Source organism: Nocardia goodfellowii, from assembly GCF_017875645.1.
GTDB lineage: Bacteria > Actinomycetota > Actinomycetes > Mycobacteriales > Mycobacteriaceae > Nocardia > Nocardia goodfellowii.
On record NZ_JAGGMR010000001.1, the window covers coordinates 2,033,669 to 2,054,322 of the forward strand.

At 66.1% G+C, this 20,654-nt stretch carries 21 protein-coding genes; 12 read left to right on the forward strand and 9 right to left on the reverse strand.

Annotated features, from left to right (window positions below; genetic code table 11):
* Positions 1 to 192: 192 nt before the first annotated feature.
* A complete protein-coding gene (locus BJ987_RS09040; protein ID WP_209886757.1) occupies positions 193 to 963 on the forward strand; it encodes an acyl-[acyl-carrier-protein] thioesterase in 771 nt (256 codons plus the stop codon).
* A 3-nt stretch (positions 964 to 966) separates the two neighbouring features.
* Here BJ987_RS09040 and BJ987_RS09045 read toward each other — a convergent pair whose 3' ends face one another.
* Positions 967 to 1,491, reverse strand: a complete 525-nt coding sequence (locus BJ987_RS09045) for an Lrp/AsnC family transcriptional regulator (protein ID WP_194816047.1) — start codon at positions 1,489 to 1,491, stop codon at positions 967 to 969.
* Between the two features lie 137 nt (positions 1,492 to 1,628).
* Here BJ987_RS09045 and hppD point away from each other — a divergent pair, with 137 nt between their 5' ends.
* From hppD to tuf (BJ987_RS09085), 8 genes are all read left to right on the forward strand, one after another.
* Positions 1,629 to 2,807: a 4-hydroxyphenylpyruvate dioxygenase gene (hppD, locus tag BJ987_RS09050; RefSeq protein WP_209886760.1), complete on the forward strand. Its 1,179-nt coding sequence runs from the start codon at positions 1,629 to 1,631 to the stop codon at positions 2,805 to 2,807.
* 65 nt (positions 2,808 to 2,872) lie between these two features.
* The gene (locus BJ987_RS09055; protein WP_209886763.1) at positions 2,873 to 3,400 is read left to right on the forward strand and encodes a DUF3558 domain-containing protein; all 528 of its coding nucleotides are present in this window, start codon (positions 2,873 to 2,875) and stop codon (positions 3,398 to 3,400) included.
* A 14-nt stretch (positions 3,401 to 3,414) separates the two neighbouring features.
* Positions 3,415 to 3,972 (forward strand): DUF3558 domain-containing protein, encoded by a 558-nt coding sequence (locus tag BJ987_RS09060; RefSeq protein ID WP_209886765.1) that lies wholly within the window; start codon positions 3,415 to 3,417, stop codon positions 3,970 to 3,972.
* Positions 3,973 to 4,247: 275 nt separating this feature from the next.
* Positions 4,248 to 4,622: a 30S ribosomal protein S12 gene (gene rpsL / locus BJ987_RS09065; protein ID WP_019049359.1), complete on the forward strand. Its 375-nt coding sequence runs from the start codon at positions 4,248 to 4,250 to the stop codon at positions 4,620 to 4,622.
* 1 nt (position 4,623) lies between these two features.
* The gene (rpsG, locus tag BJ987_RS09070) at positions 4,624 to 5,094 is read left to right on the forward strand and encodes a 30S ribosomal protein S7 (RefSeq protein WP_030525248.1); all 471 of its coding nucleotides are present in this window, start codon (positions 4,624 to 4,626) and stop codon (positions 5,092 to 5,094) included.
* 222 nt (positions 5,095 to 5,316) lie between these two features.
* Entirely contained in the window at positions 5,317 to 7,419 is a 2,103-nt protein-coding gene (fusA, locus tag BJ987_RS09075; protein ID WP_209886768.1) for an elongation factor G, read from the forward strand.
* Between the two features lie 120 nt (positions 7,420 to 7,539).
* Entirely contained in the window at positions 7,540 to 8,730 is a 1,191-nt protein-coding gene (tuf, locus tag BJ987_RS09080; RefSeq protein WP_209886771.1) for an elongation factor Tu, read from the forward strand.
* Between the two features lie 233 nt (positions 8,731 to 8,963).
* Complete coding sequence (gene tuf / locus BJ987_RS09085; protein ID WP_209886774.1) at positions 8,964 to 10,154, forward strand: elongation factor Tu; 1,191 nt, start codon at positions 8,964 to 8,966, stop codon at positions 10,152 to 10,154.
* A 65-nt stretch (positions 10,155 to 10,219) separates the two neighbouring features.
* On the opposite strand, the gene BJ987_RS09090 is transcribed toward tuf (BJ987_RS09085), so the two are convergent.
* From BJ987_RS09090 to BJ987_RS09100, 3 genes are all read right to left on the reverse strand, one after another.
* On the reverse strand, positions 10,220 to 11,125 hold the full coding sequence (locus tag BJ987_RS09090) for a type IV toxin-antitoxin system AbiEi family antitoxin domain-containing protein (protein WP_209886777.1): 906 nt from the start codon (positions 11,123 to 11,125) through the stop codon (positions 10,220 to 10,222).
* A 180-nt stretch (positions 11,126 to 11,305) separates the two neighbouring features.
* Positions 11,306 to 12,064: a glutamate racemase gene (locus BJ987_RS09095; protein ID WP_209886780.1), complete on the reverse strand. Its 759-nt coding sequence runs from the start codon at positions 12,062 to 12,064 to the stop codon at positions 11,306 to 11,308.
* 227 nt (positions 12,065 to 12,291) lie between these two features.
* On the reverse strand, positions 12,292 to 13,494 hold the full coding sequence (locus BJ987_RS09100) for an NAD(P)/FAD-dependent oxidoreductase (RefSeq protein WP_209886783.1): 1,203 nt from the start codon (positions 13,492 to 13,494) through the stop codon (positions 12,292 to 12,294).
* A gap of 304 nt (positions 13,495 to 13,798) precedes the next feature.
* Here BJ987_RS09100 and BJ987_RS09105 point away from each other — a divergent pair, with 304 nt between their 5' ends.
* Positions 13,799 to 14,155 carry an SPW repeat domain-containing protein gene (locus BJ987_RS09105; RefSeq protein WP_209886786.1) on the forward strand — a complete coding sequence of 119 codons (357 nt, stop codon included), beginning with the start codon at positions 13,799 to 13,801 and terminating at the stop codon, positions 14,153 to 14,155.
* Positions 14,155 to 14,796, forward strand: coding sequence for a TetR/AcrR family transcriptional regulator (locus BJ987_RS09110; RefSeq protein WP_209886789.1), 642 nt, complete (start codon positions 14,155 to 14,157; stop codon positions 14,794 to 14,796). Before BJ987_RS09105 ends, BJ987_RS09110 begins: the two co-directional genes overlap by 1 nt.
* A gap of 5 nt (positions 14,797 to 14,801) precedes the next feature.
* On the opposite strand, the gene BJ987_RS09115 is transcribed toward BJ987_RS09110, so the two are convergent.
* The 4 genes from BJ987_RS09115 to fusA (BJ987_RS09130) all read right to left on the reverse strand — a co-directional run bounded on the left by BJ987_RS09115 (position 14,802) and on the right by fusA (BJ987_RS09130) (position 18,571).
* Positions 14,802 to 15,089: a hypothetical protein gene (locus BJ987_RS09115; protein WP_209886792.1), complete on the reverse strand. Its 288-nt coding sequence runs from the start codon at positions 15,087 to 15,089 to the stop codon at positions 14,802 to 14,804.
* Between the two features lie 50 nt (positions 15,090 to 15,139).
* Complete coding sequence (locus tag BJ987_RS09120) at positions 15,140 to 15,955, reverse strand: alpha/beta fold hydrolase (RefSeq protein WP_209886795.1); 816 nt, start codon at positions 15,953 to 15,955, stop codon at positions 15,140 to 15,142.
* A gap of 67 nt (positions 15,956 to 16,022) precedes the next feature.
* Positions 16,023 to 16,244: a hypothetical protein gene (locus BJ987_RS09125; protein WP_209886798.1), complete on the reverse strand. Its 222-nt coding sequence runs from the start codon at positions 16,242 to 16,244 to the stop codon at positions 16,023 to 16,025.
* A gap of 203 nt (positions 16,245 to 16,447) precedes the next feature.
* Complete coding sequence (gene fusA, locus BJ987_RS09130; RefSeq protein ID WP_209886801.1) at positions 16,448 to 18,571, reverse strand: elongation factor G; 2,124 nt, start codon at positions 18,569 to 18,571, stop codon at positions 16,448 to 16,450.
* A gap of 219 nt (positions 18,572 to 18,790) precedes the next feature.
* On the opposite strand from fusA (BJ987_RS09130), the gene BJ987_RS09135 reads away from it, so the two are divergent.
* On the forward strand, positions 18,791 to 19,567 hold the full coding sequence (locus tag BJ987_RS09135; RefSeq protein ID WP_209886804.1) for a DNA alkylation repair protein: 777 nt from the start codon (positions 18,791 to 18,793) through the stop codon (positions 19,565 to 19,567).
* Here the strand turns inward: BJ987_RS09135 and BJ987_RS09140 are convergent, their stop codons facing one another.
* Complete coding sequence (locus BJ987_RS09140) at positions 19,568 to 20,623, reverse strand: ferredoxin--NADP reductase (protein ID WP_209886807.1); 1,056 nt, start codon at positions 20,621 to 20,623, stop codon at positions 19,568 to 19,570. It abuts the gene before it with no gap.
* Positions 20,624 to 20,654 lie beyond the last annotated feature (31 nt).

The window sequence follows — 20,654 nt, forward strand, 5'->3', positions numbered from 1 at the left end:
GTCGGCGCCTGCCCGGCGGGCTTACCGAGCTTTTCGGGCAGATCGGACACGCTCATGCGCTGCACGATGCCGGATGGGCTACGCGCGGGTACGGCGATCTCGACGCGAGGGTGTGACGTAAGCCCCGTAAAGTCGTCTCAGAAGAGCACCGCAAGAAAAAACGCGGCACACCGTGCCGCGCGAGGAGCACCAGTGTCACTCGATCAGCCACTCGCCCCGCTTCCCCAGGAGGGCATGGGCTTCGCTTCGGCGTGGCCCGTCCGGGCTGGTGATGTAGACCCGTATGACCGGCTGCGGTTCGACAGTGTCGCCCGCTACCTGCAGGATATCGCCTGGGAGCAGTTGCATAAGACGGCGTTGCATCGCACCGACCCCAGCTGGATCGTCCGGCGCACGGTCATCGATGTCATCCGGCCCATCCAGTGGCCGGACGAGGTGCAACTCCTGCGCTGGTGCTCGAGCATGTCCACCCGGTGGACGAATATGCGGGTGCGGATCACCAGCGGCAACGGCGGGCTGATCGAAACCGAGGGCTTCTGGATCAATATCAGCGAGTCGAACAATATGCCCGCCCGGATCAGCGACGAGGGCCTGGCGTACCTGGCGCAAACCACCCAGGAGCATCGCTTGCGCTGGCGGCCGTACCTGATCGATCCGACACCGCCGGAGTCCGACACCGATCTGCCGTTCCCGGTGCGCGCTACCGACATCGACAGCTACAACCACGTGAACAACGCCTGCTACTGGCAGGCGGCCGAGCAATTCCTCGTCGAGTACCCGAAGCTGGTCGCGGCGCCGCACCGGGCGGTCATCGAATACGTCGCGCCGGTGCTGGCCCGCCAGCATGTGATGGTCCGCAGCCGCTATGAGCCGGGTGACGGCGCCGGGCGGCCCAGCCTGCGCCTGTGGTTCGTCGTCGGCGGCACCACGACCACCGTCGTGCGGATCATGCCGCTCCCGTAGTAGTCAGCGGTCGTGCGGTTCCCGGTACGCGGGGGCCTTGCTGCTGTGGGTCGGGGTGAGGGTGCGTAGCAGCGGCAGCGTGCGCCGCGGCACCACCGTCGAGAGCACGATGACGCTGTGTGAGCGCACCACCGAGCTGGTCCGGTCGATACTCAGTAAGACCGTCTGCAGGCCGGCATGCGAATCGGCGCCGATCCGGCACCACACGTCGCCGGACCCGGTGGTCGCGTAGGCCTCCAGCACACCGGGGATCGCGTCCAGTTCGGCCGCGACCAGGTCCAGCGCGCCCTGCGCGATCTCCAGCGTGACGAAGGCCTGCACGTCGAAACCGGCTGCGGTGACATCGATCTGCGGGTCGTAGGAGGCGATGACACCGGACTCCTCCATCCGTCCGATCCGCGATTGGACGGTGGCGCGGGCGACCCGGGTGCGCCGGGACAGCTCCAGAATTCCCGCCTTCTGGTACTCGTGCATGGCGGTGAGAATGGCGAGATCGAGCTCGTCCAGTTTCGCCGGCGTACGCGACATTGCGGCCTCCTCGTTGTACAGCCTGTGCTATTCAAATTGTCCAGCATCAACGAGCTCCAGCTAGCCGAATTCGCCATAGTGTCTACAGAAAAATGTCGCTGTTGCCTACCGCCTGTGCCGCCGGTCTCCTAGGTGTTATGACCATCGAGCACCTGCCCTCCGACGGCGAGTTGCGTGGCCTCGTCGGCCTCGTCGACCATGACACCAGTGTCGATCCGTTCCCGGTCACCGGCTGGGACGCCCTGGTCTGGGTGGTCGGCAATGCCACCCAGTGCGCGCACTTCCTGCAATCCGCGTTCGGTATGCGGCTGGAGGCCTACTCCGGCCCCGAGACCGGCAACCGCGACCACAAGGCTTACGTATTGCGCAGTGGCGCGGCACGTTTCGTCATCACCGGCGCGGTCGACCCGGACAGCCCGCTGGTCGGTCACCACGACCGGCACGGTGACGGCATCGTCGACATCGCGCTGGAGGTGCCGGATGTGGACCGCTGTATCGAGCAGGCGCGCGCGCAGGGTGCGACCATCCTGGTCGAACCCCATGACGACACCGACGAATTCGGCACCGTGCGTTCCGCCGCCATCGCCACCTACGGCGAGACCCGGCACACCCTGGTCGACCGTTCCCGCTACCACGGTCCGTATCTGCCCGGCTATGTCGCCCGGACCGGCGGCTACGAACCGCGCCCCGGCCGGCCCGTCCGGTTGTTCCAGGCCATCGACCACGTCGTCGGCAATGTGGAACTGGGCAAGATGGACCACTGGGTCGAGTTCTACCGCCGCGTCATGGGTTTCACGAATATGGCCGAATTCGTCGGTGACGATATCGCCACCGACTACTCGGCGCTGATGAGCAAGGTTGTGGCGAACGGCAACCATCGGGTGAAGTTCCCGTTGAACGAGCCGGCGGTCAGCAAGAAGCGCTCCCAAATCGACGAGTATCTGGACTTCTATCGCGGCCCCGGCGTCCAGCACATCGCGCTGGCCACCAACGACATTCTGGCCTGCGTCGACGCACTGCGCCGCGAGGGCGTCGAATTCCTGGACACCCCCGACACCTACTACTCCGACCCGGAACTGCGCGCCCGGATCGGTCACGTCCGGGTCCCGGTCGAGGAACTGCGGAGCCGCGGCATCCTGGTCGACCGCGACGAGGACGGCTACCTCCTGCAAATCTTCACCAAACCGCTCACCGACCGCCCCACCGTCTTCTTCGAACTGATCGAACGCCACGGCTCCCTCGGCTTCGGCAAGGGCAACTTCAAAGCGTTGTTCCAGGCCATCGAACGCGAGCAGGCGGCACGCGGGAATCTGTAAGCGACCCAGGAGCTCTCGTCCGGCGCAGCCGAGCCGACGCGGCCGGACCCAGTAGAGTTCGAAGCATGCGGATCTCGTCGGCGCTCATCACCGGTATGGCCTTGGCGTTGACGCTGTCGGCCTGCGGGTCCGGCGGCGGCTCCGATGCGGACAACACTCCGCTACGCCCGCCGCCGCGGGTGGCCTCGCTCGGCCCGTTCGTCGGCGAATGCGGTCATGTCACCGACGCCGAGGTGCAGGAACTGGCCGGGCTGGGGCGTATCTCGCGGGTCTACAAGAACTCCACCGGATGCAACTGGGAAGCCGCGGGCTCCGGCTCGCCCAGCGTCACCTTCGCCTCGTACCGGGGTAGCCCGATCGATCGGGAGAAGGCCTGGGTGAGCACGGCCGGGCGGTCCCCGGAGACGATCGAGATCGGCGGCCGCCCGGGCTGGAAGGGCCTGGACCCGAGCGGCGTCATCTGCGATCTCGCGGTGCAACTCGACGACGACTTCTTCGAATGGTCGATGTCCTACGGCGCCTTCACCGCGCGGGCCAATCCGTGTGACAACGCCTACAAACTGGCCGAGCTGACCGTGCGGCGGCTCGGATGAGGGGGAAGGTCGGGATGGGAGCATCAGGCCTCGCCCGTTCCGCGGGCCTCGCCGCGGTGCTCGCGGCGGGTCTCGCCGTGGCCGGCTGCGGGCAGACGGTGCCGGGCTCGGCGTATCCCGCCGGCGGTAGCGGCGGTGCGGAGATCAACACCAATTTCGACAAGCTGCTGCGTGAATGCGAGGTCGTGGGCGTAGATAAGATCGGGGAGGCGGTCGGCAACTCCCAACTCGTGCGGGGCTCCTTCAACGGCGCGGTGTGCATGTGGGACGTCGAAGATGCTCCCGGCGGCGTGGCAATGGTCACATTGGCGTGGTATGAGGTCGGTTCGCTGAACAATGAGAAGGCGAACAACGACAAGCTCGGCTACTCCAGCGAGAACATCACGGTGCAGGGCAGTCGTGGTCTGCAGACTCGTCGGCCGAACGATCCGGACTCCTGTGGCGTCACCGCGAGCGCTGCCGATACCGGCGTCGTGAGCTGGTGGATCAACTATCGGCCGGGGTCCAGCCACCCGGATCCGTGCCAGGGCGCCAAGCAATTGCTCGAGCTGACCTTGAATCGGGCCCGTTAGCTGCGCTGTTTTCGACCCCGTTTTGCACCTTTCTCGAGGTCGCGGGTATCGTGGACCGCTGTGCCCGGAAGCATGCGGGCAAGTTCGTACTTCGACGTAAGCCAGCGAAAGCGGCCGACCTCCCCGGCATGCCCGGAAAAAGGTTCGTAATCGGAGTGCGACACGCCCGACCTCGGGACGCGAGAAACGTGGACGGACGTGCGAGTTCGATAGCTCGAACCACAAAGACATGAAATTCCAGACACCGCGTTAGACAAAACAAGGAAAGCCGGTCTATGCCAACCATCAACCAGCTGGTCCGCAAGGGTCGTCGTGACAAGGTCTCCAAGACCAAGACTGCGGCCCTCAAGGGGAGCCCGCAGCGTCGTGGCGTGTGCACCCGTGTGTACACCACGACCCCGAAGAAGCCGAACTCCGCGCTGCGTAAGGTCGCGCGCGTTCGCCTGACCAGCGCGGTCGAGGTCACGGCTTACATCCCGGGCGAAGGTCACAACCTGCAGGAGCACTCGATGGTGCTCGTGCGCGGCGGTCGTGTGAAGGACCTCCCCGGTGTGCGCTACAAGATCATCCGCGGCTCGCTCGACACCCAGGGTGTGAAGAACCGCAAGCAGGCCCGCAGCCGCTACGGCGCCAAGAAGGAGAAGAGCTGATATGCCACGCAAGGGCCCCGCACCCAAGCGTCCGCTGATCAACGACCCGGTCTACGGTTCGCCGCTGGTCACTCAGCTGGTCAACAAGATCCTGCTGGACGGCAAGAAGTCCACCGCCGAGCGCATCGTCTACGGCGCGCTGGAGCAGGCACGCGAGAAGACCGGCACCGATCCGGTCGTCACCCTCAAGCGCGCGCTCGACAACGTCAAGCCAGCCCTCGAGGTGAAGCCCCGCCGTGTCGGTGGCGCCACCTACCAGGTGCCGGTGGAGGTCCGTCCGGGCCGCTCCAACACCCTGGCGCTGCGCTGGCTGGTCAACTACTCCCGCGCCCGCCGCGAGAAGACCATGATCGAGCGCCTGGCCAACGAACTGCTGGATGCCAGCAACGGCCTCGGTGCTTCGGTCAAGCGTCGTGAAGACACGCACAAGATGGCCGAATCCAACCGGGCCTTCGCGCACTACCGCTGGTGATTGCCGCCCGGCCCATCGCTCGTGTGGGGGCCGGAAGGTAGTCGCGGCATGAGCGGGCCAGGCCCGGCGTAACCACGTAGGGCCCCGATCATGCCGAGATGTTCTCCGCCGGGGGCGGCACTTCGGTGCCGTTCCCGACGTTGACATAGTGGACCTGACAAGGTCCGACACCCGAAGATCCCAACACGCTGATATACGACAAGCAGAGCGGGGAAGATTTCCGTGGCACAGGACGTGCTCACCGACCTCAACAAGGTCCGCAACATCGGCATCATGGCCCACATCGACGCGGGCAAGACGACCACAACCGAACGCATCCTCTTCTACACCGGTATCACCTACAAGATCGGTGAAGTTCACGATGGCGCCGCCACCATGGACTGGATGGAGCAGGAGCAGGAGCGTGGTATCACCATCACCTCTGCGGCTACCACGTGTTACTGGAACGACAACCAGATCAACATCATCGACACCCCCGGTCACGTCGACTTCACCGTCGAGGTGGAGCGTTCGCTCCGTGTCCTCGATGGCGCCGTCGCCGTGTTCGACGGCAAAGAAGGTGTCGAGCCGCAGTCCGAGCAGGTGTGGCGTCAGGCCGACAAGTACGACGTCCCGCGCATCTGCTTTGTCAACAAGATGGACAAGCTCGGCGCCGACTTCTACTTCACCGTGCAGACGATCAAGGATCGCCTCGGCGCGAAGCCGCTGGTCATCCAGCTGCCCATCGGCGCGGAGAACGATTTCGAGGGCATCGTCGACCTGGTCGAGAACAATGCCAAGGTCTGGAAGGGCGAGACCAAGCTCGGCGAAGAGTACGAGGTCGTCGAGATCCCCGCAGATTTGAAGGACAGGGCCGAGCAGTACCGCCAAGAGCTGCTGGAGACCGTCGCCGAGTCGGACGAGGCGCTGCTGGAGAAGTTCTTCGGTGGCGAGGAGCTCTCGATCGAGGAGATCAAGGGCGCCATCCGCAAGCTGACCGTCGCCTCCGAGATCTACCCGGTGCTGTGTGGCTCCGCGTTCAAGAACAAGGGCGTTCAGCCCATGCTCGACGCGGTCATCGACTACCTGCCCTCCCCGCTGGACGTCGAGGCCACCACCGGCCACGTCCCCGGCAAGGAAGAGGAGCTGCTGACCCGCAAACCGAACGTCGACGAGCCGTTCTCGGCGCTGGCGTTCAAGATCGCGGTGCACCCGTTCTTCGGTGAACTCACCTACATCCGGGTGTACTCGGGTCAGGTGGCCTCCGGCGCTCAGGTCGTCAACTCGACCAAGGGCAAGAAGGAGCGTCTGGGCAAGCTGTTCCAGATGCACTCCAACAAGGAGAACCCGGTCGCTACGGCCTCCGCCGGCCACATCTACGCCGTGATCGGCCTGAAGGACACCACCACCGGTGACACCCTCAGCGATCCGCAGAACCAGGTCGTGCTCGAGTCCATGACCTTCCCGGACCCGGTCATCGAGGTCTCGATCGAGCCCAAGACCAAGTCCGACCAGGAGAAGCTCGGCACCGCGATCCAGAAGCTGGCGCGCGAGGATCCGACCTTCTCGGTGAAGCTGGACCAGGAGACCGGCCAGACCGTCATCGGCGGCATGGGCGAGCTCCACCTCGACATCCTCGTGGATCGCATGAAGCGCGAGTTCAAGGTCGAGGCGAACGTCGGCAAGCCGCAGGTGGCCTACCGCGAGACGATCACCAAGAAGGTCGAGAAGCTCGAGTTCACCCACAAGAAGCAGACCGGTGGTTCGGGCCAGTTCGCGAAGGTCATCATCGCCGTCGAGCCGTTCATCGGCGAGGACGGCGCGACCTACGAATTCGAGAACAAGGTCACCGGCGGCCGCGTTCCGCGCGAGTACATCCCTTCGGTGGACGCCGGTGCGCAGGATGCCATGCAGTACGGTGTCCTCGCGGGCTACCCGCTGGTGAACCTGAAGGTCATCCTGCTCGACGGCGCTTACCACGACGTCGACTCCTCGGAAATGGCCTTCAAGATCGCCGGCTCGCAGGCCCTCAAGGAAGCGGCCCGTAAGGCCGGTCCGGTGATCCTCGAACCGCTGATGGCGGTCGAGGTCATCACGCCCGAGGATTACATGGGCGATGTGATCGGCGACCTGAACTCCCGCCGTGGCCAGATCCAGGCCATGGAGGAACGCAGTGGTGCCCGTGTCGTCAAGGCGCTGGTTCCGCTCTCGGAGATGTTCGGCTACATCGGTGACCTGCGGTCGAAGACCCAGGGCCGAGCGAACTACTCCATGGTGTTCGCCCAGTACGCGGAGGTTCCGGCCAACGTGTCCAAGGAGATCATCGCCAAGGCGACCGGCGACTGACAACGTGACCGGGGCAAGTGCAAGACTTGCCCCGATCAGTTAGCCGGGAGTCAGCACGACCCCCATTTATAACCGCACTGCTGCAACTGCACGCACCAACAAGTCCAGGAGGACACCACAGTGGCGAAGGCGAAGTTCGAGCGGACGAAGCCGCACGTCAACATCGGCACCATCGGTCACGTCGACCACGGCAAGACCACGCTGACCGCAGCGATCACCAAGGTGCTGGCTGACAAGTACCCGGATCTGAACGAGAGCTTCGCTTTCGATCAGATCGACAAGGCGCCGGAGGAGAAGGCTCGTGGTATCACGATCAACATCTCCCACGTCGAATACCAGACGGAAAAGCGCCACTACGCGCACGTCGACGCCCCGGGTCACGCTGACTACATCAAGAACATGATCACCGGTGCGGCGCAGATGGACGGCGCCATCCTCGTGGTCGCCGCCACCGACGGCCCGATGCCGCAGACTCGCGAGCACGTGCTGCTCGCCCGTCAGGTCGGTGTTCCTTACATCCTGGTCGCGCTGAACAAGTCCGACATGGTCGACGACGAGGAAATCCTCGAGCTCGTCGAGATGGAGGTCCGCGAACTGCTGGCCGCCCAGGAATTCGACGAGGAAGCGCCGGTCGTGCGCGTCTCCGGTCTGAAGGCGCTCGAGGGCGACCCGAAGTGGACCGAGTCCATCGTCGAGCTGATGAACGCCGTCGACGAGTCGATCCCGGACCCGGTCCGTGAGACCGACAAGCCGTTCCTCATGCCCGTCGAGGACGTGTTCACCATCACCGGTCGTGGCACCGTCGTCACCGGTCGTATCGAGCGCGGCATCATCAACGTGAACGAGGAAGTCGAGATCGTCGGCATCCGTCCGGACAAGACCAAGACCACGGTCACCGGTATCGAGATGTTCCGCAAGCTGCTCGACAACGGCCAGGCGGGCGACAACGTCGGTCTGCTGGTTCGTGGCATCAAGCGTGAAGATGTCGAGCGTGGCCAGGTCGTCGTGAAGCCGGGCACCACCACCCCGCACACCGAGTTCGAGGGACAGGCGTACATCCTGTCGAAGGACGAGGGTGGCCGCCACACCCCGTTCTTCAACAACTACCGTCCGCAGTTCTACTTCCGTACGACTGACGTGACGGGCGTTGTGACCCTGCCCGAGGGCACCGAGATGGTCATGCCCGGTGACAACACCGAGATGTCCGTCAAGCTGATCCAGCCGGTCGCCATGGACGAGGGCCTGCGTTTCGCGATCCGTGAAGGTGGCCGCACCGTCGGCGCCGGTCGCGTCACGAAGATCATCAAGTGAGTCTCTGACTTACTGACACCGAACGGCGTCGCTCCTACCGGAGCGGCGCCGTTCGGCGTTTCCGGGGAAGTTGATCTCTAGCTGGGGTTTTCCCGCGTGGACTGACGAAAATCCCAGGCGCGGCAGGGTTGTCGAGGTCTATCGTCGAGCTTGGGGGTTTCGGCGGAATCTCGGGTTTGGTCGGTGCCCTCGTGGCAGATTCAAACGGCTGGTCCCAGGGAGAAGGTGTTCCGGTGGCTAAAGCGAAGTTCGACCGGACCAAACCACATGTCAACATCGGCACGATCGGTCATGTCGACCATGGCAAGACGACGCTGACCGCGGCGATCACGAAAGTGCTGAGCGACAAATATCCCGGGCTCAATTCGATGGCCGCTTTCGATTCGATCGACAAGGCGCCGGAGGAGAAGGCGCGCGGCATCACGATCAATATCGCGCATGTCGAATACCAAACGGAGCGTAGGCATTACGCGCATGTCGATGCGCCCGGCCACGCCGATTACGTGAAGAACATGATCACCGGTGCGGCGCAGATGGACGGCGCGATCCTGGTGGTCGCGGCGACCGACGGCCCGATGCCGCAGACCCGGGAACACGTGCTGCTGGCGCGGCAGGTCGGTGTGCCCTACATTCTGGTCGCGTTGAACAAGGCCGATCTGGTCGACGACGAGGAGATCCTGGAACTCGTCGAGCTCGAGGTGCGCGACCTGCTGGTCGCGCAGGAATTCGACGAGAACGCGCCCATTGTCCGGGTTTCCGCGCTCAAAGCGCTCGACGGTGATCCGGCGTGGACCGCCTCGATCCTCGAATTGCTGAACGCTGTCGACGAATTCATTCCCGAACCGGTTCGCGAAACCGACAAGCCGTTCCTCATGCCGATCGAGGACGTCGTCACCATCACCGGCCGCGGCACCGTCGTCACCGGCCGTATCGAACGCGGTGTGCTGAAGCTGAACGACGAAGTCGAACTCGTCGGTATTCGCCCCAAGCGCGTTCGCACCCATGTCACCGGCATCGAGATGTTCCACAAACTGCTCGATCAAGGTCAAGCCGGCGACGCCGTGGGCTTGCTGCTCCGCGGGGTGAAACGCGAGGACGTCGAACGCGGGCAGGTGGTGGTCAAGCCCGGAACCACCACGCCGCACACCGAATTCGAAGCCCAGGTCTACATCCTCGGCAAAGCTGAGGGCGGTCGCCACACCCCGTTCTTCAACAACTATCGGCCGCAGTTCTACTTCCGGACCACCGATGTCACCGGCGTGGTCACGCTGCCGAAAGACATCGAAATGGTCATGCCCGGCGACAACACCGAGATGACCGTGAAACTGATCCAGCCCATCGCCATGGACGAGGGCCTTCGCTTCGCCATCCGGGAAGGCGGTCGCACGGTCGGCGCGGGCCGCGTCACGAAGATCCTGGTCTGAAGCCCGCTCACGCGGTCGCCTGTGCGCACCGGCGATCGCGTGGGATCGGTGTAATCGCCTGTGGTTCATGCGATTTGCCATCGGGGTGGCGGTGCGATCGCGGCTTGGGCAATCGCGCGCCGTAGGCGGGCTGCCGTGGCGGTGAAATCGTCCAGGTCGGCGGCGGTCCAGCGAACGACTTGGCCACCGAGGCTGCGGATGGCCTCGTCGTGCGGTTGTTCCGCGGGGAGTCGCCCGTACCTGGATTCGGTGTCGAATGCGCCGATGACATTGTGCTGCGGCAGGAAGAAATTCACCCGGGCAATGAATTCGCCGCGCTCGTCCCGGATCTCGGTCTGCAACTCGGGTTTGGGCAGGAACGCGAGGTGCATGGCGACCCGGCTGCGGGATTCGCCAGGACTCGCACTGCGGGGATCCATGAAGAAGATCGCCTGGCGGGCCTGGGACAAGCCCCGCCGGCGGTGCCAGCGCTGGAGGGCGCCGACCAGTTCGTCGACGGACAGGCCATAGGTGCGCATCGCCGCGTCGCCGGTGACCACGGCTTCGCAGAATGAGGTGGTGCGGGCCAGATCGGCGACCGTGCGGGCGGGAGTGGTGGTGCGTATCCCGTCCACGACCGTGACCTCGTCTGCGTCGAATCGAGTGCTGTGCAGGTGCAGCAGCCTGGTTAAGCGTCCGCCGGTGGCGCGGTTCACGGTCGCGTGGACTTGCCGGCAGGGTGGCTCCAGCAGCGGCAACCCGTGCAGCACCGCCGCCGACTGGTGACTGATCACGACACCGGCGCTCACCGCCGACGCTGTCGCTTTGATCGCCAGCAAGTGCCGGCCGTAGGGGTCGGCGGGACCAGCCGCATGTGCGTACGCGCCGGGGCGGAGTCGGGTCAGCCGCCCGCTCTCGCACGCCCGGCGCAGGTCGTAATCCGTGACACCGCGCTGCAACGCGGTCTTGCGAAGCACCAGCTCATCGGTCATTGCGCAATGATGCGCCGCACCAACCCTGCGACGCCTTCAGAGCATGGGTCATTGTGGATAACTAATCGCCTGTGGATAACTGTGAATAGTTTTGCCGCGCAGTGGTTCTCGAGCGTTCACGACGCGAATTATCCGGTGCTCGAAAGAAATTCGAAGTACCGCCGCCCAGCTCCGGTGGCTTCAGGGCCTCGCACCGAGGAGACGGCCGGGTTCGAAATGAGCGGCGGAAGCGGGAAGGACGCCGGGGCGGGCGCTGTTGAGGACCGTGACTGTGCCGGTTCCCGGCGGAAGATTCAAGGCGTCGAGGCGGCGGAGAGTTTGCGCGGCGACGGCCTCGGCGCTGTCGAACAAACGGACGCCGGGAGGAAGCGCGGCGATGATCTCGTCGACGACCAGGGGGTAGTGGGTGCAGCCGAGGACCACGCCTTGCAGATCGGCGGGGGATTGTTCGGCGGCGCGCGCGATGGATTCCTTGGCGGCCGCGAGGTCACCGCGGTCGATGGCGTCCGCCAGACCGTGGCAGGCGACGCCGACAACCTTTGCGTCACCCCCGAACCGGGCGATCAGATCGGCTTGGTATTTGCTGGCGGTGGTGGCCGCGGTAGCCCAGACCGCCACGGAATTGCATACCGCCGCAGCCGGTTTGATCGCGGGGACGGTGCCGACCACCGGCACTCCGGGCCCGACTTCGGCGCGCACGTGCTCGAGCGCGGTGACGCTCGCGGTGTTGCAGGGCAGCACGATGACCTGTGCCCCATGACGCAGCGAATTCCGCGCCGCCTCGACCACTCGCTCGACCACCCAGTGTTCCGGCTTCGGCCCCCATGGCGCGCCATCCGGGTCCGTCTGCAGCAGCAGATCGACCTCCGGCCGCAGCTTGCGCAGCCACGCGGCCGTCGGTAGCAGCCCCAAACCGGAATCGATGAGCGCGACGATCACCCAACCACCGTATTACAGCCCCACCACCCCACCCCCATCGCAGCCTTAGCGTTCCCGTAAGCCACCCCACCGCGAACGGCCGCCGCGCATGGTCCGGAAACCGCGCCGACCATCGCCGCCGGAGCTCAGCCATGGTGAGCCGATGCGAGCACCCAGGCGCGCAGTATCAGGAGGCGTCCCCGGATGGCTCGGCGCGGCCGCAGTTGCTGCCGCCTGCCACGCTGTGCTCAGGTGGTGGCGGGGGTGAGGATTTCGGTGAGTGGGGTCGGAGTCGCGAGTTTCGCGCGAGTCTTCATGACCTTGGCGGTCATTCCGGCTCCCACGACGCCGGTGAGGATGCCGTCCTGGGCGTAGTAGGCGAGGAATTTGCGTCCGTCGTCGACGGCGATGGTGATGTCGTCGGCGGCGTTGGGGGTGCCGAGGGCTTGGATTTTGACTTCGTACTGGTCGCTCCAGAAGTACGGGACCTGGGCGGCGGCGGGTGCGGCGAGGCCGAGCAGGGCGCAGGTGAGGAGCTTGGCTTGCTCGCCGGCGTTGGTCCAATGCTCGACGCGTTTGCGGTGGCCGGTGTCGTGCAGCCAGGCGGCGACATCGCCGACGGCCCAGACTCCGGGGGCCGAGGTGCGGCCGACCTCGTCGGTCAGGACTCCGCCGCCGGCGGTGGGCTCGGCGAGTTCGATGCCGGAGTCGGTGAGCCAATCGGTGACGGGCCGGGAGCCGACGCCGATGACGACGAGGTCCGCGGCGCACTCGGTGCCGTCGGAGAGCCGGGCGCCGCGCACTCGGTCGGAGTCGTCGGCGAGGAAGGTGTCGAGGCCGGTATCGCAGCGCAGGTCGACACCCTCGGCCCGATGCATGCGGGCGACGAGCGCGCCGACTTGTTCGCCGAGCACGGAGGCCAGCGGCGTGGGTTGCGGTTCGACGAGGACGACCTCGACGCCGCTCGCCCGGAAACTGGCGGCTACCTCACAGCCGATGAATCCGGCGCCGACCACCAGAGCCTTTTTCGCCCCGGCCAATTCGCTGCGCAGCGTGGCGGCGTCGGTGTGATCGCGCAGGACGTGCACGCCCTTCAGATCGGGTAGTCCGGGCAGGCGGCGGGGACGCAGCCCGGTGGCGATGACCAGCTGGTCGTAGTCGAGCACGCTGCCGTCGGCCAAGCGCACCTGACGGGCGGCGGTGTCCACTCCGACGGCCGCGGTGTCCAGCCGCAGCTCGATCCGGTTCTCGTCGAAGAATTCCGCGGGGCGCAAGGTGGTGTCGTCGGTTTCGCCGCGGACGAATTGCTTCGACAGCGGCGGGCGGTCATAGGGGAGTCGCGATTCGTCGCCGACCAGCACGAGGCCGTGCGCGTAACCCGCGCGGCGCAGTTCCTCGGCGGTGCGCAATCCGGCCAGCCCGGCTCCGACGATCACAATCGGCGCTGTCATACCGCCCTACCTTTCGATGCCACGACGGGTGACCCGCCGCAGAGTGCTTGTGGACGAGGGTGAATCGGCGTGTGGCCTTGCGTGTGCCTGAGGTGGGATACCCGCGCGGAACGCCTGTGCAACCTCGTTCTGCGCTGCCGTCCACAATTCTCACCCTAACGGTTGCTTGGTTTTGCCGGATTGTGTGGGCGGTCACATCTGTGTGTCGGAGTGGAAATGTCTCCGCCAATCTATTGATCGGGCGGTCAATCAGGGCTATACCGAAAGGTACGAACCTATTCGAAGCCTTAACAGGAGGCACACCATGTTCACCGATAGCCGTGCACAGGACGGCCTCGCCGTCGTACTGGGCGTCTTCGCCGCACTGTCCACCCTCTGGGTCGCGACCGACGACAACGCCTTCTGGGCGTTGATCATCCTCGGCGCGCTGATCGCGCTCACCGGCCTGGCGCAGCTCTACCGCGCGTCCCTGGCGGCGCTCGACTACGCGATGGCGCTGTTCGGCGCACTGTTGTTCCTGTCGCCCTGGGTGTTGGACTTCACCGCCTACTTCGGCGCATCCTGGACCGCATGGGTAGTCGGGGTAGCGACGGTAGTGGTCGCGGTAGCGGCGCTGCCGATGGTGTCGGGTCGTCTGCACAACATGGCGCCGCACCACTGATGCACATGCCGAAACCCCCGCGGCGCGGGGACCGGGCCGGGCGTCGCCGGAGCGCGAAAGTGGACGGCGACGCTCGCCAGCTCATCCTGGATGCCGCCGAAAAACTGTTCGCCGCACAGGGTTTCGATGCCACGCCGACCGCGGCCCTCGCGTCCGCGGCCGGCGTGCCGAAAGGCCTTGTCTTCTATTACTTTCCCACCAAGGACGCGATTCTGTCGGCGCTGATGGCCGAACGCGTGCCCGCCCAGCCGATCGACGATATCGGCACCGTGGTCCGGCCGGGTGATCCCGCGGCCAGTCTCGTCAACCTGGATGCCGCGCTGAATCTGCGCGACCACCACTCCTCGGTGCTGCGCGTGATCATGTGGCGCGAGGCCGACACCCATCCGGATGTACGCCGCCAGCTGCGACAACTGCGCGACCAGCTGCTGGAGGTGACGGCCAAGGTGCTGGAGGCCAGTGCGCCGACCAAGGTGCGGCCGGGCACGGTGAAGGCCTGCGCGACAGCATGGGTATCGGCGATGTTCGCCATGGCCAGCACCGACCGATTGCAGGCATTGGACGGGGTGTCGCTGCCGCACGCCGACGAGATCCTGAACATCGCACAGGTTGTCGCGGCCGGCATGACCCAACTGGGCTGAGGGTGTCAGGAGCGCTTGCCGCCGGTGTCGTCCAGTCGCCCGCCGGGCTTGTGCTCGGCGGTGGGCACGCGGCGTAGTTCGGGGGTGTCCGTGCTGGGGCCGCCGGGAGTGTCGGTGCGCCAGCGATGTCGGCAGGCCGGGCAGGCCCAGCGCGGTTCGGTGCCTGTGATGACGCAACCGCCCATTTCGGCGCGACCGGCCTCGACCTTGTTCATGACCGCGGCCGAGGGAAAGCCGTAGATGATCGGGACACCGTCGGCGCCGCACCGCGGGCAGGTTGCGTGTTCGGCCATCTGTTCAGTGTGCGCCTCGCGGTGCCCTGGCCGGTGTCGCTCGCTTGGCCCTATCGAGTGAGGAAGCGGGTGACGTCGCGAGCGAAGCGCGGATGTTTGACCGCCCCCATATGGCTCGCTCCCGGGTAGATGATCAAGTGCGAGTGGGGGATTCCGTCGGCGGTGTGGCGGAAATTCTCGACGGGATAGAAGCCGTCGCGTTCCCCGCCGATCACCAGCGTGGGAGCTGCGATGTCGGAGAGCCGGCCGTCGAGGTCGAAAGCGTCCTCGGCGCGGACGAAGGCCAGGGTGTCGGCGGGGTTCTTCGGGCGTGCCAGCGGGTCGAGCAGCCACATACCGGCGGCGGCGAGGCGGGCGATCAGCGGGTTGGTGAAACCGGCCGAGGCCATGTGGTGCAGGGCGCGTTCGCCGCGGGCGGCGGCTTCGCCGAACTTCACCTGGGAGGCGGAGGCGGCGCGTTCCAGGCGGTAGCCGGCGGAGGCGATGACGAGTTTGCGGACGGCTGCCGGGTGGTCGGCCGCCAGCTGCAACGCTACCGAGCCGCCCGAGGAAATGCCGAGAACGTCTACCGCGGTACCGAATTCGGCCAGTAGCGCCTCGGCGTGCTGGGTCGCGATATCGCCCATGGTGGTGCCGTCGGCCATGCCGGGCGCTCGCCCGACGGCGTAGACGCGGAAATCTCGGGCCAGTGGTGCGAGGGTTTTGATCTCGCTGTCGCGCATCCAGCCGGTGGGGTTGGCGTGGTCGGCGGTGAACCAGCGCAGGAAAACGAGCGGCTGCCCGGAACCCAGTGCGAGATAAGGCAATCCGTGCTTCAGGGTGCCTTCGGTGACCGCCGGGCCGGCGACTGCGGTGGACCGCCGCATCTGTTCCTCCTACGCTTCGTAGTACTGAGTAGGAGCCTACCTGGGGGCACCGACAAGTTCGGGGGTGCTAAGTCCAGCGGCCCACCGACCATCGCCGCTTGCGGTAGCGCGGTGCGGCGCGCACTTCCTGGGGTCGTGCGAACAGGGCCGAGAGCGCGCGGGCCGCGCCTTCCGGATCCCGCCACAACTGCTTGCATCGAGAGCATTCCCATTGTGGGTCGTCGGCCGACACCACACAGCCGCCTAGTCGAATATCGCCGCGTACGGCCATAACTCGTGCCTTGGCCATCGGTAGTCCATAGAGGATCGGTATTCCGTCGTGCCCGCATTCCGGGCAACGACCTGTACTCGCCATAGCTTCCGCGTCCTTCCCGCGCCGGGTCGTGGGGGGTAGCCGGGATATCGGGCCGTTACTGCGACACGTACCCGCGACACGCGCGGTCAATCGGAAACAGCACCGTCGCCGGAGCGACGGTGCTGTTTCCGCCGGGGTCAGCCCGCCTTGGCGATGACGTCCGCGGCCACCGCCGCGGGCACCCGCGCGTAGGAGTCGAAGACCATGGCGTAATTCGCCCGGCCTTGCGTCTTCGAGCGCAGATCACCGATGTAGCCGAACATCTCCTGCAGCGGCACCAGCGCCTGCACCACGCGTGCGCCCTTGCGCTGCGTCATCGCCCGCACCTGCCCGCGCCGGGTGTTCAGGTCGCCGATGACCTCACCCAGATAGTCCGCCGGGGTGACGACTTCGACCGCCATGATCGGCTCCAGCAGTGCCGGACGCGCCGCGGCGAGCGCTCGGCGCACCGCCTGCGCGCCCGCGGTGCGGAACGCCAGATCCGAGGAATCCTGCACGTGCGCCGCGCCGTCGAGCAACGTCACCCGCACGTTCACCATCGGATATCCGGCGAGCACGCCGTTGCGCAGGGCATCCAGCGCGCCGGCCTCGACCGCGGGTAGGTATTCCTTCGGCACGCGTCCGCCGGTGACCCGGCTCTCGAACGCCGTGTTGAACCGGTGGCGCTCCGCATGGTCACGCTCCGCTACCTCCTCCGGGCCCTGAGCTCGCGCCCCGCCGTCCGCACTCGCCATCGGTGCCACCGCGAGCACGACCTTGGCGAATTGGCCGTGTCCACCCTGCTGTTTGCGATGGGTGTACTCGTGCCGTTCGACCGTGGCGGTGATGGTCTCGCGGTAGGCCACCTGCGGCTTGCCGATGTTCGCCTCGACCTTGAACTCCCGCTTCATGCGGTCGACCAGGATGCCGAGGTGCAACTCGCCCATGCCGCCGATGACGGTCTGCCCCGTCTCCGGATCGACCGTCACCGAGAAGGTCGGGTCCTCGTCGGCCAGCCGCCCGATGGCGGTGCCCAGCTTCTCCTGATCGGACTTTGTTCTCGGTTCGATGGCCACCTGGATGACCGGCTCCGGGAAGGTCATGGACTCCAGCACGATCTGGTCGTGCGGATCGCACAGGGTGTCACCGGTGCTGGTGTCCTTCAGTCCGATCACCGCGCAGATCTGCCCGGCCGTCGCTTCCTGGATCGGGTGTTCGGTGTTCGAGTGCATCTGGAACAGCTTGCCCAGGCGCTCCTTTCGTCCTTTCGTCGAATTGACCACGGCAGTGCCCGTTGTGGCGCGGCCGGAGTACACCCGCAGGTAGGTGAGCTTGCCGAAGAACGGGTGTGCCGACACCTTGAACGCCAGCGCCGCGAACGGCGCGGTGAGTTCGGGCGAATAGCCGCCTGCCGCAGCGGCTTCCAGCGGCGAGGGCAGGTAGTCGACCACCGCGTCGAGCAGTGGCTGCACACCCTTGTTCTTGAACGCCGAACCGCACAGCACCGGGTAGGCCGCCGAGCGCACCGTCAGATCACGGATCCCGCCCTTGATCTCGGCTACCGACAGTTCCGCGCCGCCGAAGTACTTCTCCAGCAACGCCTCGTCGCTTTCCGCCACGGCTTCCAGCAACTCGTGCCGGTACCGCGCGGCGAGGTCGCGCAGGCTCTCCGGGATCTCGGCGATCTCGTATCGCTGTCCGAGTTCGGTCGCGCCGCGCCACCGCAGAGCTCGCATCTCCACCAGGTCGACGACACCCTCGAAGGTGTCCTCCGCGCCGATCGGCAGTTGGAGCACAAGGGGTTTCGCGCCGAGCCGCTCCTGGATGGTCCGCACGGTGTAGCGGAAATCCGCGCCGAGCTTGTCCATCTTGTTGACGAAGCAGATCCGGGGCACGTCGTACCGGTCGGCCTGGCGCCACACCTGCTCGGATTGCGGTTCGACACCTTCCTTGGCGTCGAAGACCGCGACCGCGCCGTCGAGCACCCGCAACGACCGTTCCACCTCGACGGTGAAGTCGACGTGACCGGGGGTATCGAGGATATTGATCTGGTGGTCGCGCCAGAAACAGGTGGTTGCCGCGGCGGCGATGGTGATGCCGTGCTCCCGCTCCTGCGCCATGCTGTCCATGGTGGTGGTGCCGTCGTGCACTTCACCGAGCTTGTAGGTGACGCCGGTGTAGAACAGGATGCGTTCGGTGGTGGTGGTCTTACCCGCATCGATGTGCGCCATGATGCCGATATTTCGGACCCGGCTCAGATCGGTGGCCATTGCACGCGTCATGGGAATCCCCACTCCATCAACTGGTTTCGTCTGTGAGTAGACGCTCGCCGAGGTGATGCGTTCCGGGGACGGCACGAGCGGTCGGTGCGCGGCGCTGCGACAGCGCGCCTGCGAGACGACTGCCGTGACTACCGCGAGTGCGGACGTGCTGTAACCATGTCCCCTGTGTACCGGGCGCCGCGGGGTGTTGTCGACCGAATATCCGCGCGCCCGGGTTGGATGGTCCTCGACCGCTTCGCTGACCGCCGGGAGGATTTCGTGACCGAAGCACCGACTGCCGCGCAGGTGCGGGCAGCGCTCGCGGAGGTCGCCGACCCCGCGGACGCGATCCATTTGCAGCGGTTCTTCAAGACCGGGCCGGGTGAGTACGGCGAGGGCGATGTCTTCCTCGGGGTACGGGTGCCGGCCACCCGCGCCGTCGCGAAACGCTATGCGACCCTGCCGCTCACCGAGATCGGGCAGCTGCTGGACAGCCCGGTGCACGAGGAGCGCCTGGCCGGGCTGGTGATCCTCAACGCGCGCTTCGCCAAGGCGGCCAAGCCGCGCACCCTCGATATCGCCGCGCAGGAGGAGATGGTGCGGTTCTATCTGGACGCGGTGCACCGCGGCCGGGTGAACAACTGGGACCTGGTCGACGTCTCCGCCGAGAACATCATCGGGCCGTGGCTGCTCGACCGGCCCCGCGACCTGCTTTTCCAACTGGCGCAGTCGGATTCGCTCTGGGAGCGCCGCGTCGCCCTGCTGTCCACCTTCGCGTTCATCAAGGCCGGTGACGCGTCCACCACGTTCGAACTCTGCGCGCTACTGCTGGATGATCGCCGCGACCTGATCCAGAAGGCGGTCGGCTGGATGCTGCGCGAGGTCGGCAAACGCGTCGACCGGCTGCTGCTGCTCGGCTTCCTCGACCGGCACGCGGCCCGAATGGGCCGCACCGCTTTGAGTTACGCGACCGAGCACCTCACGCCCGACCAGCGTGCGCACTACCGCGCGCGGTGATCAGAACTGGATCTTGAGGTGGTCTGTCACCGGCCGCGCCTGGCAGCCGAGGATGTACCCGTTCTCGATGTCCTCGGGATCCAGGATCTCCGAATTCTCCATCTCCACTTTGCCTTCCAGCACCGTGCAGGCGCAGGAGCCGCACTCGCCCTCCTGGCAGGAGTAGGGCACATCCAAGCCCTTGGCCAGCATGATGTCGACCAGCGTCTGCTTACGCGGCCAGGCCAGCTTGTGCACCTCGCCGTCGAGTTCCACCTCGACGGTGGCGGCTTCGGCGGCCTCCTCGTCGGAGACCGCCACCGGCGTCTGATCCGCGAACGGGTCGCCCGCAAGGGAATTGAAGACTTCGGCGTGCGTGCGGTTGCGCGGCACCGCGAGCTGGGCGAGTGCGTCGTGCACCCGATCCATGAACGGCTTCGGGCCGCACATGAACGCCTCGTAGGCGGTGAACGGCCGGACCAGGGTGGCCAGGCCCTCGACCGACGGCAGGCCCTGCAGGTGCTCCAGCCAGTGGATCACCGTGAGCCGCTGCGGGTGCTTGTCCGACAGTTCGCGCAGCTCGTCGGCGAAGATCACCGAGTGCGGGTCGCGATTGGCGTACACCAGCACGATGCGGCCGTTGCCGCGCGCCAGTGCCGACTTCAGGATCGACATCACCGGCGTGATGCCGCTGCCCGCGCCGAACAGCAGCAAATCCTCGTCGAGGTTCTTCGGCGTGAAAACCCCCGAGGGCGGCAGCACTTCGAGTTGGTCGCCCGCTCGGACGTTGTCGCACAACCAGTTCGAGCCGTAACCGCCCTCGGTGCGCTTGACCGTGACCTTCGGCTTGTCGTCGGTGTAGGGCGAGCTGGCCAGCGAATAGCACCGCGCGACAGAGCCGGTCAGGTCGCTGGGCACCCGCAGGGTCAGGAACTGGCCCGGCCGGTAGTCGAATTTCTCGCGCGCCTCTTCGGGTACGTCGAAGACCAGGGAGCAGGTGTCGGGAGTCTCGTTGATCACCGCGGCGACCCGCAGGACGACGGACCGGGAGCCGTGGGGAACTTCGACCGTTGTCATCGCTGCCTCTCGAACGTGGTCTGGTGGCTGT